Origin of the sequence: Myxococcus sp. AB056 (genome assembly GCF_006547365.1) — a bacterium.
GTDB lineage: Bacteria > Myxococcota > Myxococcia > Myxococcales > Myxococcaceae > Myxococcus > Myxococcus virescens.
Window position 1 is genome coordinate 1 of sequence record NZ_VHLB01000147.1, and the last position, 14216, is coordinate 14216.

Annotated in this window: 13 protein-coding genes; 4 read left to right on the forward strand and 9 right to left on the reverse strand. The window is 70.3% G+C overall.

All coding sequences use genetic code 11. The features are described 5' to 3' along the window. From FMP39_RS35450 to FMP39_RS35465, 4 genes are all read right to left on the reverse strand, one after another. On the reverse strand, positions 1-283 hold a 283-nt coding region (locus tag FMP39_RS35450), incomplete at its 3' end, for a VOC family protein (protein WP_228558612.1). A gap of 208 nt (positions 284-491) precedes the next feature. After that, entirely contained in the window at positions 492-1040 is a 549-nt protein-coding gene (locus tag FMP39_RS35455; RefSeq protein ID WP_194858704.1) for a peptidase M23, read from the reverse strand. A 50-nt stretch (positions 1041-1090) separates the two neighbouring features. Further along, the gene (locus FMP39_RS35460; RefSeq protein WP_141594397.1) at positions 1091-2077 is read right to left on the reverse strand and encodes a HEAT repeat domain-containing protein; all 987 of its coding nucleotides are present in this window, start codon (positions 2075-2077) and stop codon (positions 1091-1093) included. After that, positions 2077-3246 (reverse strand): HEAT repeat domain-containing protein, encoded by a 1170-nt coding sequence (locus tag FMP39_RS35465; protein WP_141594398.1) that lies wholly within the window; start codon positions 3244-3246, stop codon positions 2077-2079. Before FMP39_RS35465 ends, FMP39_RS35460 begins: the two co-directional genes overlap by 1 nt. A gap of 123 nt (positions 3247-3369) precedes the next feature. Here FMP39_RS35465 and FMP39_RS35470 point away from each other — a divergent pair, with 123 nt between their 5' ends. Next, on the forward strand, positions 3370-4455 hold the full coding sequence (locus tag FMP39_RS35470) for a Gfo/Idh/MocA family protein (protein ID WP_141594399.1): 1086 nt from the start codon (positions 3370-3372) through the stop codon (positions 4453-4455). Positions 4456-4490: 35 nt separating this feature from the next. Here the strand turns inward: FMP39_RS35470 and FMP39_RS35475 are convergent, their stop codons facing one another. Next, the gene (locus FMP39_RS35475; protein WP_228558613.1) at positions 4491-6446 is read right to left on the reverse strand and encodes a DNRLRE domain-containing protein; all 1956 of its coding nucleotides are present in this window, start codon (positions 6444-6446) and stop codon (positions 4491-4493) included. Positions 6447-6684: 238 nt separating this feature from the next. Between FMP39_RS35475 and FMP39_RS35480 the strand changes: the two genes are divergently transcribed. After that, positions 6685-9510, forward strand: a complete 2826-nt coding sequence (locus tag FMP39_RS35480; RefSeq protein WP_141594400.1) for an HAD-IC family P-type ATPase — start codon at positions 6685-6687, stop codon at positions 9508-9510. A gap of 6 nt (positions 9511-9516) precedes the next feature. Here FMP39_RS35480 and FMP39_RS35485 read toward each other — a convergent pair whose 3' ends face one another. Beyond that, positions 9517-10548, reverse strand: a complete 1032-nt coding sequence (locus FMP39_RS35485; protein ID WP_141594401.1) for a DUF547 domain-containing protein — start codon at positions 10546-10548, stop codon at positions 9517-9519. Here FMP39_RS35485 and FMP39_RS35490 point away from each other — a divergent pair. Beyond that, positions 10526-11575, forward strand: a complete 1050-nt coding sequence (locus FMP39_RS35490; RefSeq protein WP_141594402.1) for a Rieske 2Fe-2S domain-containing protein — start codon at positions 10526-10528, stop codon at positions 11573-11575. The two genes, FMP39_RS35485 and FMP39_RS35490, sit on opposite strands and share 23 nt — an antisense overlap. Before the next feature lie 23 nt (positions 11576-11598). Here the strand turns inward: FMP39_RS35490 and FMP39_RS35495 are convergent, their stop codons facing one another. Further along, positions 11599-11808 carry a hypothetical protein gene (locus FMP39_RS35495; protein ID WP_225888207.1) on the reverse strand — a complete coding sequence of 70 codons (210 nt, stop codon included), beginning with the start codon at positions 11806-11808 and terminating at the stop codon, positions 11599-11601. Positions 11809-11953: 145 nt separating this feature from the next. Further along, positions 11954-13357 carry a TolC family protein gene (locus FMP39_RS35500; protein WP_090488387.1) on the reverse strand — a complete coding sequence of 468 codons (1404 nt, stop codon included), beginning with the start codon at positions 13355-13357 and terminating at the stop codon, positions 11954-11956. A 184-nt stretch (positions 13358-13541) separates the two neighbouring features. Here FMP39_RS35500 and FMP39_RS35505 point away from each other — a divergent pair, with 184 nt between their 5' ends. Next, a complete protein-coding gene (locus FMP39_RS35505) occupies positions 13542-14033 on the forward strand; it encodes a MarR family winged helix-turn-helix transcriptional regulator (RefSeq protein WP_011556416.1) in 492 nt (163 codons plus the stop codon). Between the two features lie 10 nt (positions 14034-14043). On the opposite strand, the gene FMP39_RS35510 is transcribed toward FMP39_RS35505, so the two are convergent. Then, positions 14044-14216 (reverse strand): energy transducer TonB (locus tag FMP39_RS35510; protein ID WP_141276792.1); only part of this gene is annotated, 173 nt, incomplete at its 5' end.

Below are 14216 nucleotides of genomic sequence, written 5' to 3' on the forward strand. Positions count from 1 at the left end.
TCAGGAGCGTCTCGTGGGCTCGGAGATGTGTATAAGGGACAGGCTCGAGGCTGGGGCCGCTGCCGAGCCGGAGCAGCCGCATCGCGCGGATGCTGGAGCCCGGGAGGAAGCGCAGGCGTCGTTGCAGGTCCGGGCCTTCCTGGGGCGGCTGGCCTTTCGCCAGGCTGTCGTAGAGGACTTCGGCGCCAAGGGCCTCGATGAAGAAGGCCGTTGCCGCTTCGAGGTCTGGCACCGTCACGCCGATGTGGTCGATGCCGCGTACTCCGGGAGAGGCCGAAGGCATGGCACACGCTCCTGAATGGGATGGAACGCGAGACTGCTGGGCTGCTCCACGGTGCGGCCATGTGAAGTGCCGCGTCAATGTGCGGTGTCCCTTGGGGCGGGCCGGTGTTCAGTCATGGGCGGGCCATGCCTCGGCACGAGAAACCCCGCCCCAGTGCTTCGCGGCACCGGGACGGGGCGGGGTGTGGGTGAAGCAGGCTGCGGAGCGACTACAGCGTGGGCGTGCCGACGCGGTTGCTGCAGTACGCGCTGGAGCCGCAGGTGGTGCCGACGTTGGTGTACCAGGCCGTCTTGCGCGTGCCGTACTGACGGTTGTCCGCGTGGACGTGCGCGCCCGTGGAGTTACCCGTGGAGCCCACGAGCCCCAGCGCGCAGCGGTCGCACGTCTTGGAGCCTGACGACACGTTGGAGTTCAGGTGGAGCTGGCGGAAGTCCCAGCCGCTGCCACCCGTGACGACGTAGTAGTTGCCCGCGCCGCCGTTGCAGCTCGTGCCGCCGCTGCAGTTGTTCGCACAGCCGCCGTAGTAGGCATAGTAGCGGCTGACGTTGATCATCCCGCGGTGGTTCCACACGCTGCAGGTGCCGTTGCTCATGTCGAGCGCGTTGTGGCTGCTGCCCGAGCACGAGTAGTACGTCGTGGAACCCACGCGCGCGGCGGTGTCACAGATGGGACCCACGGCCGTCGCGGCCGTGACAGAGGTGGCCCAGCCCGCGGCGGCGAGCACTAGGCCCGCCATGGTCAGCTTCATCGTCTTCATCAAGAGACTCCCTCGTTGGTGTAGCGCTGCGTACTGCGGTGAAGCAGGGGTCACCTCCGGCGGCGCTGCTTCTCGCGCAGCACCAGCTCCCACTCCTGGAGGTTGAGCTTCAGGACGGACACCCAGGCGTCGATCTCCGCGTCCATGGCGCGGTCCACGCCGCGCAAGGACTCCAGCACAGGCACCGCGTGGGCCTGCCCCAGCCGGGCAATCCCCTGGAGCGCCGCCTTGCGCACCGCCGGGTCCGTGTCTTCGCGGAACAGGTCCACCAGCGAGCCCCGCGCGCCCGCGGACTCCCCGCCGGGCACGCCGCCCAGCGCAGTGGCCGCCGCCGCGCGCAGCTCCGGGTTCTCTGAGCGCAATTGGCGCGTCACCTGCTCCACCGCCTCGTGGCCCACGGCCTCCATGGAGACCTCGCGCAGCAGCTTCGCCGCCACCGCCGGGTCCTCCGATGCCGACGCCACCGACACCGCCGCTTCGGATACCCGGCGGTCATGGCCGCTGTAGACGTCCGCGCTCTCGGAGACGATGTTGTCCGCCACCGCCGCCCGCACCTCGGGGGACGCGTCGCGCACCAGTTGCTCGTACGTCACCACGCCGCCGTTCTTCTCCATGAACTCGACGGAGGGCACGCCGCGCAGGCCCCGCACCGCCGCCGCGCGCAGCGCCGGGTCCGCATCTCCGGTGGCCCGGGCGAGCAGCGGCTGGATGAGGCCGGGGTTCTCCGCGTTGCTCGCCTTGGTGGCCAGCGCCGCGCCCAGGGCCTCCAGTACCTCCGGGTCCCGCTCACCTTGCAGCGCCGCCAGCAGTGACTCCGCGGGCATGGCGAGCGCGGCTTCCTTCAGCCGCATCTTCACGTAGCGCTTCAGCGCGGGGGAGCCGTTCTTCATCGCCATGCGCACGTCGTCCAGCATGCCCTGCACCGTGCATTGCGCCGGGCGGAGCGTCGCCTCGGCGCGCGCCGTCACGGGCGTCAGGGACGAAAGGGCCACCAGGAGCGCCGCGCGCCCCATTCGCTTCATCGACAGGGGGGACATCAGTGCGGCGCTCCTTCTTCGACCAGGCAGTTGTGGTGCTCGCGCTTGCCCAGCCAGATGCGGGCGAAGTCGACCGTGCCCGACGCGTAGAGGGCTTGGAACTCCAGGTAGTCCTGCGTGAAGCGCGGGTCCTTCGCGGCGAACTGCTCCAGCATCGGCAGCGCCTTGTCGCCGCCCGCGCGCACGGCGAAGCGGAAGATGGCCCAGCGCACGCAGAGGTCATGCTCGGCCAGGAAGGCGGCGCGGAGGATCTCCAGCGCCTTCTCCGGCTCTCTGGTGACGCCCAGCCGGAAGGCCGCCATCTCCCGCACGTCCCGCTCGCGGTCGCTGGAGAGGATGCGCTTGAGCGAGTCGAAGGACTCCGCGCCGATGACGGGGTTCGAATACGACGGCATCTCCAGCGCGAGCAGCCGCACGGCCATGTCGTCGGACGTGCCGCCGATGTCCAGGAGCTCCTTCCAGTAGGGCTGGAAGGTGCCGGTGCGCTCGTAGTCCTCCTTCATCACCCGGCCCAGCGTGCGCGTGGCCACCCACGCGGTGGAGTCCAGCGTCTCGTCCAGCGCCAGCTTCTTGAGTCGCTGGATGTCTCCCGGCGCCAGCTTCCGTTGCGTCTCCAGCGCGTCCAGCGCGGCGGAGCGCGTCTGCAAGGGCGCACCTGGGTCCTCGCCCAGCTTCAACAGGCTCTGCGCCACCTGCGGCGCATGCACCGCGGGCGCGGCCTTCAGCGCGTCCATGTAGATGCCCAACTCCGGTCCGCTGGCGCCCTTGGCCCACTCCAGCACCTGGAGCGCGCGCGTCGCGTCGTTGCCCACCAGCTCCGTCAGCCGCTCCTGGAGGTATGCCGCCAGGTACCGGTCTCCGTTTCCGATGGCCGTCGTCAGCGCCTTCCGGAACGAGTCCATGGACACCGCGGCGTCGAAGGCATGCAGGCCGTCCCAGCACCCAGGCATGGGAATCTGCTCCACCGCGGGCTCGGGCTCCGAGGGCATGGCGCCAGGGGGGCCGACACCGGGCGTGCCGCGAGGACCGGAGGCCGCCGAGGCGGTGGGCTCGGCCGATACGGGCTCGCCGAGAAGAGAGGGGCCAGTCCGTGGCCACAGCAACGCCACGGCCGCCGCAACCAGCAAGACGCCTGCGGCCACGGTCCAACGAAGGTTTCTGGAAGTCATCAGAGGAGGGGGCGAATCAGTGAATCCTGCGAATTCTTGAATACTTTGAATTTGAGGGCCTTGGCAATGGGGCCCTCCAGAACTCAGCCTGCGCGTCGCGTCATCGCTTCAAGGGAGACAGAAATGTCCACGGCACGCACGGTTCGAATGGGTGTCATTGGCGCGGGCTTCGCGCGCACCACGCAAATCCCCGCGCTGCGCGCATTGCCGGGCGTGGAGGTGGTGAGCCTGGCCAGTGCGCGGCGCGAGAGGGTGGAGGAGGCAGGCCGGCAGTTGGGCGTGCCGCATGTGACGACGGACTGGCGTGAGGTGGTGTCACGGCCGGATGTGACGTGCGTGTGCATCTCCACGCCGCCCGCGCTGCACCGGGACATCACCCTGGCCGCGCTGGAGGCGGGCAAGGCGGTGCTGTGTGAGAAGCCCACCGCCTTGGATGCGAGGGAAGCGGAGGCCATGTGGCACGCGGCCCGTGAGCGGCGTGTCCTGGCGCTGCTGGACCATGAGCTGCGCTTCCTGCCCGCGCGGCAGCGGATGCGAGCCCTGCTGCGTTCTGGTGAGCTGGGCGCGGTGCGCGGCGCGCGTGTCTTCTATCGCAACGACAACCGCGCCTCGCCGGAGCGGCCGTGGGACTGGTGGTCGGACGCATCGCAAGGAGGCGGGCTCCTGGGAGCCATCGGCTCGCACGCGGTGGACACGCTGCGCTTCATGCTGGGCGCCGAGCCCGACGAGGTGCTGGGCGAGCTGGCCACGCACACGCCCCAGCGGCCCGATGCGCTCACGGGACAGTCGCGCCCGGTGACGAGCGACGACGAGGCGCGGCTGCTGCTCCGCTTCGGTGCGACGACAGCCGCCATCGAGATGTCGATGGTGTCCCCCGGCAAGCCCGTGCACGGCGTCGAGGTGTCCTGCGCGCGCGGGGGCCTGCGCGTGGAGGGCCGCGAGCTGTGGCGCTCCACGGTGGGGACACGTGCCTGGGAGCGGGTGGCGCTTCCCGAGGAGCCGCCGCTTCCACCCGGCCTGCCGGACAACGAGTGGGCGCGCGGCTTCCTGCTGCTGGCCCGAGCATTCACCCAGGCCCTGCGCGAAGGCCGCGCCTCAGTGGAGGACGCGGCCACGCTGGAGGACGGCTGGCGCAACCAACGGGTGTTGGATGCGGCTCGGCGCTCACATGTGGAGCGCCAGTGGATTCGCCTGTCCTCCGGGACGTAGGTGCTCCCCGCCCATCCCGGAGGACACGGCGGGCTTCAGGGCGACAGCCTCAGGAGGAGGGTGAAGCCTCCTTCGGAGGAGTACTCTGTCTGGTCCACGCGGATGACCTCCGACTCCTCGAGAAGGCCACCGAAGAACACCTCTCGCGAAGGCGTCAGGCCCAGCAGCGTCGGCGCCAGTCCGTCTCCCACGGCGCGGGACCAGCGGTGGCTGCCGTCGGGCCCGTAGCTGGCCACGAAGGAGCTCTCCTCGCCGGCCTGGTCGGGATTCAAGGTGCCGCCGCCCAGGTCCGTCTCGTAGCTGAACACGCCCGACGTCACCAGGTTGCCCTGTGCGTCCACGACGAGGTCTCCGCCGTACTCACCATGGACCCCGCCGTACAGGCGTGCCCAGCGGTCCGTCGAGGAGGACTCCAGCACGCCCAGCACCATGTCCGGGTCTTCGTTGGGGTTCGTCAGCGACGTGCCCGCGAAGGTGAAGGTGCCACGGACATCGCCTCTGAACGCCACGGCGCCATCCGGCATCGCCGCCACCCCCGTGATGTTTCCCCGCGCCCCTTCGAGGCGGCGCACCCAGTGGCGCTCGCCGGTGGGAAGGAAGCGCGCGATGAAGGGCGTCATCCACGTGGAGGAGCCCAGGTCATTGACGCCGCTCGTGGTGCCGCCGACCAGGATGTGTCCCTGGCTGTCAGTCGCCACGGCCAGCCCCAGCGTGTCCCAATCGTTGCCCGCGGCGAAGGCATGGGACCACAGGTGTGTTCCCTCCCAGGAGAACTTCGCGAGGAACATTCCCCGGCGGCCGACGGTCGTGTGACTGGATGGCCCCGCGTCCAGGGGGCCGCCTCCCAGGTCCGTGCGGCCCTGGAAGTCACCGGTGACAATGAGGCTGCCGTTGGCGTCGGTGGCGATGCCGTGCGCCCAGATTGGGGCCGGCGTGGTCATCCCCTGCTCATGGGTGAAGGCGCGGAAGGCCTTGCCCCAGACGAACTGCCCGGTGGGGCTGAACTTCGCGATGAACAGGCCGTGGTTGCCAGGACCCGTCCCGGGGAGGGGGCCCGTGCCGAAGTCCAGCGGGCCCGTGAAGCTCCCGTGTACGAGCAGATTGCCCAGGGGCGTCATCACGAGCCCTCCGAGCGTCCGCCAGCCCCCGTTGTTCTCGGGGTAGTTCTGCATCCACACCACGGAGCCGTTCGCGTCGTACCGGGTCAGCCGCATCCCCGAACCGGTGTCCGTCGAGTACGTGGCCAGGGTAGCGAAGCCGCCGCTGCCATCCATGGCCAGGTCGCGAGGGAGCGTGTCGCCGCGGAGGACCTGGGTGACGGCGCCGCCCGTGCCCCGGTGCTGGCACCGGGGTTCCGTCTCCCGCAGTCGCAGCCGCAGCTCAGGGCCAAGGCCATACGTGGGGTGCCGGGTCGAGGCGAAGTCCGTGCCGTCTCCCACCTCGGGCACGAGGGCGAAGCTGTACAGGCCATTGCCCGTCACGTGGGCCGTGACGTCGTACGTCACGAAGGTCCCGGAGGCGATGGGTCCCACGTTCGCCAGCGGCGCGCCGACGAGGGCGGGGCGGTTGTTCCACGTGAGGGAGTAGGGGTCCCAATCCGCGCTGGTGGCATACACGGCGGGGCCGTTGCTCGAGCCATCCAGGGCATGGAGCCTCAGCTCCGCCTGGATGACGGTGGTGGACGCAGCGGCGTCGACCCGGAAGCGCAGGTAGGTCTCCTGGCGGGGGTTGCCGTCGGAGATGAGCACCGTGGACGTGTTGTGCGGCGTGTCCGGCGCGCCCTGCACGACGTACGTGTCACCTGCCCTGCGCGCCGTGCTGTTGTACTCCCGGCCCAGGTCCTCGCAGCCGGGCGGAAGCGCCTGCACCTTCACCGCCGCGGTCTGGGCCTGCTGCTCCCCGGACTCCTCCGCCACCACGCCGCCACACCCCACCGCCATCCCGAGGATGGGCAACAGGCCCAATCCCTTTCTCCACTGCTTCACAATCACTTGCGCCTCCCGGACCCATTGTCCGTTGCAAAGTGATTGCACTCGCAGTGCCAATGGCAGGCGTCCTCGGGATGCTGAAAGCCGTGGGGGATTGGCCCGTGCCTCGCCCTGGGGGGCGCCTTTCTTTCCCTGTCGGTCCGGAACAATGGCCCTGGAGGGCCGTGTGATGTCCACCCGCCCACTGCCCAGGTGGAGATGCGCGCGACCGTTGCCAGATTGCATCGGAAGGAGCCATCGGATGAAAGACCAGCCCGCAGCACCCGAACGACCGGATGCACCAGCGCCCGCCGGGCCGCCTGCTGGCACGAAGCCCCCGTGGCACGCGCTGTCTCCGGACCAGGTGCTGACGTCGCTCGGGAGCACGGCCGACGGGCTGACGGACGAGGAAGCGCGCGAGCGTCTGTCGCGTCATGGGCCCAACGTGCTGGAGCGAGCCCAGAGGGACGGCCCGCTGAAGCTGCTGTGGCGGCAGGTGAACAGCCCCTTCATCTGGGTGCTCATCGCCTCCGCGGTGCTGGCCGTCATCATGGGGAAGGTGACGGACGGGCTGGTGGTGGCCGCGGTGGTGGTGCTCAACACCCTCATCGGCTTCGTGCAGGAGTACCGCGCGGGGAAGGCCATTGAGTCGCTCAGCCGCATGGTGCCGGAGAACGCCACGGTGATTCGCGCGGGCCGCAAGCTGCGGGTCCCCGCGGCGCAGGGCGTGCCGGGCGACGTCATGGAGCTGGCGCCGGGTGACAAGGTGCCCGCGGACATGCGGCTGCTCTCCGCGCGCAACCTCACGGTGGAGGAGGCCGCGCTCACGGGCGAGTCCGTGCCCGCGCAGAAGGCCGTGGCGCCCGTGCCGGAGGAGGCGGAGCTGGGAGACCGGGCCAGCCTGCTCTTCGGTGGCACCCTGGTGACGTCCGGCTCAGCCACCGCGGTGGTGGTGGCCACCGGGCAGGCCACCGAGCTGGGCCGCATCTCCACGTTGCTCCGCGAGGCCACCGACCTCCAGACACCGCTCACCAAGGCGCTGGCCGTCATCGGCAAGTACATCACCCTGGGCATCCTGGTGATCTCCGCCGCGCTGCTGGGGGTGGGGCTGGTTCGCGGCTACGCGGTGAGCGAGGCCGTCGTGGTGGCGATTACGCTGGCCGTCGCCGCCATTCCAGAAGGACTGCCCGCCATCGTCACCATCGCCCTGGCCATTGGCGTGCAGCGCATGGCCGCCCGGCGCGCCGTCATCCGCAAGCTGCCCGCGGTGGAGACGTTGGGCAGCACCACCGTCATCTGTACGGACAAGACGGGCACGCTCACCCGCAATGAGATGACGGTGCAGGCCTTGTGGACGACCCACGGGCGCTACGCGCTCAGCGGCGTGGGCTACGCCCCCAAGGGGGTGCTGACGCGAGGGGGGCCGCCGTTGGAGGCGCCGCCGCCGGACGTGTGTGAGCTGCTGCTGGCGGGCGCGCTGTGCAACGACGCCGCGCTCCAGCCCCGCGGTGGACAGTGGGACATGACGGGCGACCCCACCGAGGCCGCGCTGCTGGTGGCGGCGGAGAAGGCGGGCATGCACGTGGACGACGCCCGGCAGGCGCACCCGCGCGTGGACGCCATCCCCTTCGAGTCGGAGAACCAGTTCATGGCCACCCTGCACGACGACGGGAAGGGCGGCCGCCGCATCCTGCTCAAGGGGGCGCCGGAAGTCGTCCTGCGCCGCTGCGCCCTGGAGGACGGCTGCTCGTCAAGCATGGTGCTGGCGGAGGTGGACGGACTGGCGCGGCAGGGCATGCGCGTGCTCGCGGTGGCATACCGGGAGGTGACGGTGTCACACGTCGCGTTGCGCATGGAGGACGTCGAGGGCGGCCTCCGGCTGCTCGGCCTGGAGGGGATGATTGACCCGCCTCGCGAGGAGGCCATGGCCGCGGTGCGCGCCTGCCACGAGGCGGGAATCACGGTGAAGATGATTACCGGTGACCACCCCTCCACGGCGGCGGCCATCGGCGCGCAGTTGGGCCTGCTGAAGCCGGGGGAGGAGGGCATCACAGGCGCGCGGCTGGCCACCACGGATGACGCGGCGCTGGAGGAGGTGGCCCTGCGCTCCAACGTCTTCGCGCGGGTGGCGCCCGAGCACAAGCTGCGGCTGGTGCGCGCGCTCCAGCGCCGGCAGCACGTGGTGGCCATGACGGGGGACGGCGTCAATGACGCGCCCGCGCTCAAGCAGGCCAACATCGGCGTGGCCATGGGCATCACCGGCACGGCGGTGGCGAAGGACGCAGCGGACATCGTGCTGACGGATGACAACTTCGCCTCCATCGTCGCGGCGGTAGAGGAGGGGCGGCGCGTCTACGACAACCTCATCAAGTCGCTGGCCTTCGTCCTGCCCACCAACCTGGGGCTGGCGCTCATCCTGCTGTTCGGCGTGTCCCTCTTCCCCATCCAGGAGGTGGGCGGACGGCTGGTGCCGCTGATGGCGATGCTGCCCACGCAGCTGCTCTGGATAAACCTGGTGGCCACGGTGTCACTGGCGCTGCCGCTGGCCTTCGAGGCCCGGGAGCCGGACGTCATGCGCAGGGCACCCAGGGACCCCGAAGCGCCGGTGCTCAACCACTTCGTGGTGATGCGCACCGGACTGGTGGCGTTGCTGATGGCCGCGGGTGCCATCGGCCTCTTCCTGTGGGAGTACCGCCGGGACATTCCTCGCACGGGACACGCGCACGCGCTGGCCGAGGCCCAGACGATGGCGGTGAACACCGTCATCAGCTTCCAGATGTTCTACCTGTTCATGTGCCGCAGCCTCATGGGCTCCGTGCGCAAGGTGGGCCTCTTCAGCAACCGCTCGGTATTCGTGGGCATGGGCCTGCTGGTGCTCCTCCAGGTGGCCTTCATGTACCTGCCCTTCATGCAGCGCGTGTTCGGCACCGCGCCCTTGGGCTTGGAGGACGTGGGCCTGTCCATCCTGGTGGGCGCGGTCGTGCTGCCGGTGGTGGGGCTGGAGAAGTGGCTGCGGCAGCGCAAGGACGACACGGACGCTTCATCAGGACGCGGCGCCGCGCGGCTGCGCGAGCGTGTTCCCACGTGAGGCGGCTCAGGGACGCGCGGGCCGGGCGGCGGCGTCCGGCAGCGTCCAGTCCCGCTCCATGAAGGCGATGCGGCACTGGTCCAGCCGGGGGCCGCAGGCACGGTCCAGGTCACTGCGGGTGTCGCAGCCCGGGCGCTCCTCGCAGGTGTCCGGCAGGAAGGCCCAGACGAACTGGAGCACGTTGCCGCCGCGGCCCTCGGGCAGCGCGGCGAGGAAGTCCTCGCGGTACTCCTCGAAGAGCGACGTCAGGTAGACGGTGTCCCGCTCCAGCCGCACGTTGCGCCGGTCGCCCACGAAGCGGCGTCCGGCCTCGTTGAGCTGCGAGTCCAGGAACTCCGGCTGGAAGTGCGAGCCGTCCAGCCGGGGGCCTCCGCGCGCGGCCTGGAAGAGCGCGAGGTGGATGCGCGGGTCGGCGAACTCGCGGCGCAGCACGCGGTTGTGCAGCGCCCACAGCGTCAGCCGCTCGCCGCCCACCGCCCAGGAGCGGCCCCAGAAGAAGCGTCCCAGCACGGGCTGCTGCACGGTTTCGAGGTACGGGTAGCCGTCCACCACCTGCTGGAGCACGAGCGCGTTGTAGGCGTTGAGCCAGTAGGCCAGCGCGTCCTCCGGCGTGGGAAAGACGTCCGGGCGGTTGTGGGGGGAGAACGACGCCAGCGAGTCGACGAAGCCGTCCAGCGTCTTGCGCTCGCGCCCCACCGAGGCGAAGTCCACGTCCCCGTCCGGGCGCACGTGCCGCAGCACCTTCTCGTAGTCGTGGTAGCTGAACGGGGTGGCGGGGGAGGGCACGCGCGCGGGCAAAAGGCCCTGCACGTGGAGCGCGCCTCCCGCGCCCAGCAACGCGGCCACGGCGAGCAGCACGGCGAAGACGTGGGGACGACGGCGAGGAGCGGAAGAGGTGGCCACGGGGGCGGAAGCATAACCCAGGGGGAAGGGGGCTGCCCGGCCCTCCAGTTCATCCCGCGTAACTCGGAGTCCATTCCAAGCAGGGATAGTCGTCGATTTATACTGGGCCCTCATGGAGCCTACCCCCAAGGTCATCCGTCACTTTCATCCGGTGCTCTCCGCCCGCGCGCTGGGCACCCGGCCGGTCCGCGTGGAGGTGGCGGGCCGCGCCTACGCGCTCTTCCGGGATGGCACGGGGCGGCCCGCGGCGCTCGCGGATGCCTGCCCCCATCGCTTCGCGCCGCTGTCCAAGGGGACGGTGCGCGCGGACGGCCGACTCCAGTGTCCGTATCACGGCTGGCGCTTCGACGCGGAGGGGCGCGGCAGCAACCCCAGCCAGCCGGAGCTGCGCCACTGTGACGCGCGCAGCTTCCAGGTGGTGGAGCGCTACGGCTACCTCTGGCTGGCCGAGCGGGACACACCGCTTTCGGCCATGCCCGACATGGGCGATGAGGGCTACGTCTTCGGCGGCGCGTTCTCCACGCACTTCGCGGCGCCGCTGCACGTGTCGCTCGACAACTTCAGCGAGGACGAACACACGCCCTACGTCCACACCCGGCTGGGCTGGGACGACCCGAACGCCGGCCGGGTGGAGTTCGAGGCTCGCAACCTGGAGGACCGCACGGAGGTGCACTACCGCGCCCCGCAGCGGCCCGCGCCCATCATGACGGTGCTGGGCGTGCGCGACGGTGACTTCTTCCAGAACGACTGGGTGACGCGCTTCGACCCGGTGCGCAGCCAGTACACCATCCGCTGGGTGGCGCCGGACGGCTCGCCGCGTCCCTTCATCACCCGGGCGAACATCTTCTTCGTGCCGGAGACGGCGCGCACCACGCGCCTGCACGTCTTCTCATTCCTGCGCACCGAGCAGCGACTGCTGCGTCCGCTGCTCCCCGTGGCGGCGCGGGCGGCCATGGCGCTCACCTGGTGGGAGGTGCGCGACGACGCGCGCTTCATCACCACCGTGGCGGACACGCCCTACAGTCACAAGGGCATGCGGTTGGACCGTTTCGACGCGCCGCTGGTGCACCAGCGGCGGCTCATGGAGCGCATCTACTACGGCGCCGGTCCGAAGATGACGGGGGCTGTGGTGCCGCTCACCCGCGAGGCCCCGGGCGGCTGAAGACCCCCAGGGCGCGCTCGCGCTCAGTGCAGTGAAGGAGAGGGCCCTTCGTATGCCGGAGTGGCCACACCGGTGCGCGCCTCGTAGGCGTTGCAGCCGCTTTCTCCGGACACCTCCAATTCGAACTCGGCCAGCTCCGGCTGCATGCAGCGGTGCGTCTCGCCGGCGCTCTGGGGTGTCTGGTTGGCGAAGTAACGGCAGCCCTTGCAGTTGCCCCACTGTCCTTCCGCCATGACGTCCTCCTCGGGAAAGGGTGCGATGCCTCTCTCCACGAGGGTGGGGCTGGCGAAGGCCGCTCACAACCGGCGCTCGCCGCCCACCTTCCACGGCGGGCAACCCGGCGCCTGGGAATGGCGGGCGCCGGGAAGCCGCGCGGAATTACGGCTGCCGGGGGGCGTCCGCCGGCCCTTCCTGGGTGGGCTGCGTCGGCTGCGTCTGCTCCGGCAGCGGCTGGAGGAACGGCGCCTCCGAGGTCTCCACCTTCAGGTCCGTCGTCAGGGGACGGGCGCCGAACGCGCCCACCGCGCGCAGCAGGCGCAGGCCGGCGAGCGAGGCCTGCAGCCGCTCACCCACCAGGCCAATCTCCGCCTGCGTCAGCGCGGTGTTCGCGTCCGCGACCTCCAGGTACGTGGCCACGCCTTCCTTGAAGGAGACCTCGGTGAGGCGATGGGACTCGCGCGCCAGCTCCACGGCCTGCGAGGCCTTGAGGCGGTTGGCCAGGGCGCTCTCCAGGTCGAGCTGCGCGGTATTCACTTCCTGGCGCGCGGTGAGCTCCGCCTTGCGCTGCAACGCCCGGTTCTCCGCGATGACGGCCGAGGCCTCCTGCAGGTTGGCCTCACGCAGGCCGCCGTCCCACAACGTCCAACTGGCGCCCAGGGTGATGAGCCAGATGCGGTTGGAGCCCACGAGGCCCGCCGCGTTGCTGATGTTGTAGGTGCCGGAGACCTGCACGTTGGGCAGGTAGCTGAGCCACACGCCGCGCTTGTTGATTTGCGCCAGCTCCACGGACTCACGCGCCGCGGCGACGTCCGCGCGCTGCTCGAGCGAGCGCTCGACGAGCACGTTGGTGTCCGTCTTCTCCGGCACCTGGGGCTCCGGCGGCGGCGCCACGTCGAAGTTCGGGTCGTCCAGCGCCAGCAGGGTGGCCAGCACCAGCTTGGCGGACGCCTCCGCGTTGCGCGCGCGGATCAGGTCCTGCTCCGCACGGGCCAGGTCCTGCTCGGCGCGCAGCAGCGCCACGCGCGTCACCGTCCCCGCCTCGAAGCGGACCTGCGTGTCCTTGGCGCGCGCGCTGTTGAGCTCCACCAGCCGCTCCTGCACCGCCACGGCCTGGGCCTGCGCCACGGTGCCGTAGTACGCCTGCGCCACGCCGAAGAAGATTTCGCGCCGCGCCTGCTCCACGTTGAGCTCCGCCACGCGCTCCGCCTTGTAGGCGGCCTGGATGCCGGCCCACAGCTGCGGGGCGATGATGGCCTGCCGCACCTGGCCCTGGGCCTGCATCTGCACCCGCGGCTGGATGACGATTTCCACGGGCGCGAGCGGACCCGCCGGAATCACCGCTTCGATGGAGTTGCGGGTGATGGCGCCGTTGACGGTGACGTTGGGGAGGTAGCCGGCCCAGGCCTTGCGCGACGCGGTATCCGCCTGAGCGAGGCGGGCCTGTGCGGCCTTGAGGTCCAGGTTTTCCTTGCGGGCGCGGTTGAGCGCGTCCTCCAGGGTCAGCGTAGGCGGCGGTGCCGCGGCCAGGGTGGCCGCGAGGGACAGCGCCAGGAATGAACTCATGACCGCCTCTACCTCCTCAAGGGCCCGCGCCGGCGCGGGCCACTGCGTCCAGAATGGACTTGCTACGGGTTCGAGCCTCGGGTCGGCAGCCATAGTCCATGACGTCCGAATTTGGAAGCTCCGGAATGTAGTAACCCTCAATAGTTGATGAGGTCAATTGTTTAGGTGGCTCAGGTGACATAACATGAGAGGCATGAACGGGAGCGGCGAGCAGCTGGAGCGGAAGACGAAGCCGGGGAGCGGGCCCGGACAGGCCGGACCCGCGGGTGACTTGCCACGCCAGGCGTGGACACTCCTCTTCGAGCTGATGCACACGCACATGCGCAACTTCCCCGCACTGGCGGCGGAGTTCGACCTGTCACCGGTGCAGGCGCACGTGTTGCGTCAACTGGGGGAAGGGCCGCTGGCCATGAGCACGCTGGCCGCCTACCTGTCGTGCGACGCGTCCAACGTCACGGGCCTGGTGGACCGGATGGAGGCGCGCGGACTGGTGGTGCGCCGCAGCTCCGAGCAGGACCGGCGGGTGAAGATGCTGGTCCTGACGGAGGACGGCGCTGCGCTGCGCGAGCGGCTGCTGGAGCGCATCTTCGAGCCGCCGGACGCCATCTGCGGCCTGCCGGAAGAAGACCTGTGCGCGCTGCGCGACATCATGCGCCGCGCGCTGGGCGCGCAGTAGGCGCCCCGCGTCAGTCCAGCAGGAAGGTGTACGAGTACTTCATCTCCGTGGAGACGGGCTCGCCGCCCTTGATGGCGGGCTTGAAGCGGAAGCGGCGGATGGCATCCCTCGCCGCCTCGTTGAGGCCGTAGCCGGGCCCCTTGAGAATCTTCACCGCCACCACCTTGCCCTCGTGGTCGATGG